The sequence below is a fragment of the Paenibacillus doosanensis genome (assembly GCF_025060755.1).
GTDB classification, from domain to species: domain Bacteria; phylum Bacillota; class Bacilli; order Paenibacillales; family NBRC-103111; genus Paenibacillus_S; species Paenibacillus_S doosanensis.
Genome location: NZ_JANYUY010000101.1, coordinates 1 through 3,621 on the forward strand (window position 1 = coordinate 1; position 3,621 = coordinate 3,621).

A 3,621-nucleotide genomic window follows, 5' to 3' on the forward strand; every position below is an offset into this window, starting at 1 on the left:
CTGGATAGCTACGTACGGACGGGATAAGCGCTGAAAGCATCTAAGCGTGAAGCCCCCCTCAAGATGAGATTTCCCAGTAAGTAAGACCCCTTGAAGACGACGAGGTAGATAGGTTCGGGGTGGAAGCACGGCAACGTGTGGAGCTGACGAATACTAATCGGTCGAGGGCTTAACCAAATTCCCAAGAAAGTGAAGAGAAGCTTCGAAGCTGATTCCAAATACTTTCTCGGGGCCCGGAAACAAACCGGGAAGAACAAATAACCATTGCTCAACAACGCGCACGAGTTTCGTATCTAGTTTTCAAGGCGCAAGCCTTGAACAAGCTACACCGTTTGGTGATGATGGCGGAGGGGAACCACGCGTTCCCATCTCGAACACGACCGTTAAGCCCTCCAGCGTCGATGGTACTTGAACCGAAGGGTTCTGGGAGAGTAGAACGTCGCCAAGCAAAAAGCAGTTGATCTTACGCAGATCAGCTGCTTTTTTTATTGAGCTATATTAAATTACAATCGTCTCCGATCACTTAAAGATTTACCTCAAATATAATATTCAGCGCTTTATTTGCTAATTTTCATTTCAGTAAGTCTACGGCCAGGATAAGTCATCTTCTGCGTTTTTGGGCAGCCTGCTTTTATGCTATTAGGTCGATTGCTCGAATCGGAACCGCTATTCTTTCATATTTGCTTTGCGTAAAGCCAAGGGTATGTTATTGTCCATGAGGCTTATGCATGAGCCCTCGGCGAAGATCGGGGAAATCCTGCGACATTCCGGCTATTTCTTCGTTTTGTTAATTAAATCGGTCACGGTTACGAATTGATAACCTTGCTTTTTCAACTCTGGCAGTATGATTTTTAAAGCGGCAACGGTTTGGGAACAATCGCCCTCCAAATCATGGAACAAAATGATGTCCCCATTATGAACATTGGAAAGCACGGTTTTTACGATTTTATTCACACCAGGCCGTTTCCAATCTTTCGTATCCTGATACCAGGACCACATAACGACAGTAAGTTTATCTTCTTTTGTCATGTTCAGCAGCGCATCGTTGTAAAAACCGCCTGGCGGGCGAAATACATGGGGAATTTGTTCCGTTATATCGAATATAACTTCCTGGGTTTGCCGGATTTCATCCACGAGCTTTTGCGGCGAGACGTTCTTTAAATAATGGTGATCAAAGGTATGATTTGCAATCTCATGTCCTTCATTGACTTCCCTGATCGCGATGGCCGGGTACATCTGAACCCTTTTACCAAGAACGAAAAAAGTAGCTTTCGCTTGATGCTCCTTTAATAAATCCAGAATTTGCGGGGTGTATACCGGGTTCGGCCCGTCATCGAATGTTAAAGCAATCAGTTTCTGATCCGTCTCGACATTCCAGACCACTTCGCTGCTCGGTTTGTTGGAAGCCGCGGTCGTCAAGATCAGCAGGAAGCCGCATACCATAAGTTTAAGCAGCATCTTGTGCACAATATCCCTCCCCATTGAACTCGTTTCCTTAGATTTTGCACAGGGGAAAAAGAATATACAAAAAAGCAGCTGCTGCAAGCAACTGCCTTAAGTGGAAAAAAACTTTCTGGGCGACAATATCTTTCCGCTAATCGCCATTTCTCATTTCAATACATAAATTTTAACTTGCTGAATACCGAACTGCGTTGCTTTTGTCTTGTCATCGGGAACGTAAATATCGATCTTGTTGCCTTTGATGGCGCTGCCTGTATCCGAAGCTGTCGCATACATGCCTCCGGCCGGCAGGCCGTCATAATTGTAGCCTTCAATGTACACTTTAGAACCTAACGGGATGATCGAAGGATCAACGGAAATCGTGCCAACCTGAAGCGGATTACCGAAATAGTCGATGCTCGGATGACCTCCATTTTCCGAAGGGGATCCGGTGTAGGCGGTCGCTTTTCCCTCTATTACCTTCTGATAGGCAGGGGAATAGCAAGCCGGAGCGTGATATTTACCATCCTCATCTAAAATAGCGATGTGATTGTCAGCGTCCCACTGCATTTGGATCTTGAGTGTATCGGCTAGCAATCGGACGGGAATGTAAGCACGGCCGTTGACCATCTGGGGTGCCGACTGGAGAGTAATAGGCTGATCGTTCAGACTGGCAGAGGTTTGTCCCGTTGTAAATAGAAAAGTGTTGCTTTTGTTCGAAAGTGTAATTTTCAGCGCGTCCCCTTGCTGCTCCCAATGTGCTTCATAGCCCAGCTTCTCGCTTACAAAACGTACAGGTACTTGCAGTTGGCTAGCGCCGTCCACAAAAGGCTGAGCGTCCGGAAAAGCGATCAGCTCATCGTTCACCTGAACTTTGTAACCGTTTTCCGGCGGTGGAGCCGCCTGTGCCGCATAGGCAGAAGTCATCAAAGAAAGCAGTATTGCCGATGACAATACTAGGCTTTTTGCAAAATGCTTCATATGTCCCTCCCTGGGCCTCCGAGGTTAGTTGACGGATTCGGGAAGAGGTATCTCCCTAGCTTGGATACGCTCCAAGCATTCACCCCATTTAAAATCGTCCCCCGTACAAACGAGAATAAGTTTGATTCGGCATTTTTAGAAATTATCATAGAATCGCGCTTAGTTCAATGTATAAAATCAACCAGTAACTCCCTTTTAATGGTTATACTGTATGTGTGCTATTCGTAAGATGGGCAAAATGAAATGAAGTTGCCGTCGTAGAACCTTTATTATAGAGGCAATCGCTTTAATTTTGTTTAAATTACGAACTGCTCAGGACATGGAAGAATTGCGGGAAATGATCAGCTGTATTAGGAGGGGGATAAAGCCAAATAGGTGCGGTAGTGTAGATTAAAGGGATAGCTTTGCAAGTGAGTGGTATTGATAGTTGATTTTTAAAAGAGGTTTGTGATATATTATGAGTCCGTCAATCGATGGGTTGCCGGTAGGTGTCTTGAAAATGCAGGGATAAAAACCGTTAAATAAACTAATATTAAATAATATTAAATAAAAGCTTGCATTTTCAAATCAGCCATGGTATATTAACTCTCGCACCAAGCAAAGATAGTAACTTAAAAAAAGTAACTGTTTTGGTTGGATGGCGAAAAAGCTTTTCAAAAAAAAGCTTGCAAAGAGATAGGCGAATATGATATATTAGTCAGGTCGCTTTCGACGGATGTCGAAAACGAACGAAGATTGCCCTTTGAAAACTGAACAACGAGTGAGTGTTAAATAGAGAATGCAAATTCTCGCTAGCATTGAATTTTGAGCTTAAGACAAGCTCTGTTATAACGAAAGGTGCTTCGGCGCCGGTCGTACTTTAATGGAGAGTTTGATCCTGGCTCAGGACGAACGCTGGCGGCGTGCCTAATACATGCAAGTCGAGCGGACTGTTCCTTCGGGAACGGTTAGCGGCGGACGGGTGAGTAACACGTAGGCAACCTGCCTGTAAGATCGGGATAACTATCGGAAACGATAGCTAAGACCGGATAGCTGGTCTTCTCGCATGAGGAGATCATGAAACACGGGGCAACCTGTGGCTTACGGATGGGCCTGCGGCGCATTAGCTAGTTGGTAGGGTAACGGCCTACCAAGGCGACGATGCGTAGCCGACCTGAGAGGGTGATCGGCCACACTGGGACTGAGACACGGCCCAGACTC

At 45.5% G+C, this 3,621-nt stretch carries 2 protein-coding genes, 3 rRNA genes and 1 riboswitch; of the genes, 3 read left to right on the top strand and 2 right to left on the bottom strand.

Annotated features, from left to right (window positions below):
• A 23S ribosomal RNA gene (locus N0M98_RS33430) occupies positions 1 to 177 on the top strand; the annotation flags it as partial.
• Between the two features lie 154 nt (positions 178 to 331).
• Positions 332 to 448, top strand: a 5S ribosomal RNA gene (gene rrf / locus N0M98_RS33435).
• Positions 449 to 771: 323 nt separating this feature from the next.
• Here rrf and N0M98_RS33440 read toward each other — a convergent pair.
• Positions 772 to 1,458 (bottom strand): polysaccharide deacetylase family protein, encoded by a 687-nt coding sequence (locus tag N0M98_RS33440; RefSeq protein ID WP_510823383.1) that lies wholly within the window; start codon positions 1,456 to 1,458, stop codon positions 772 to 774.
• Positions 1,459 to 1,608: 150 nt separating this feature from the next.
• Complete coding sequence (locus N0M98_RS33445) at positions 1,609 to 2,421, bottom strand: stalk domain-containing protein (protein WP_249860890.1); 813 nt, start codon at positions 2,419 to 2,421, stop codon at positions 1,609 to 1,611.
• Positions 2,421 to 2,563: riboswitch (cyclic di-AMP (ydaO/yuaA leader) on the bottom strand. It overlaps the preceding gene by 1 nt.
• Positions 2,564 to 3,280: 717 nt before the next feature.
• Here N0M98_RS33445 and N0M98_RS33450 point away from each other — a divergent pair.
• Positions 3,281 to 3,621, top strand: a 16S ribosomal RNA gene (locus N0M98_RS33450); the annotation flags it as partial.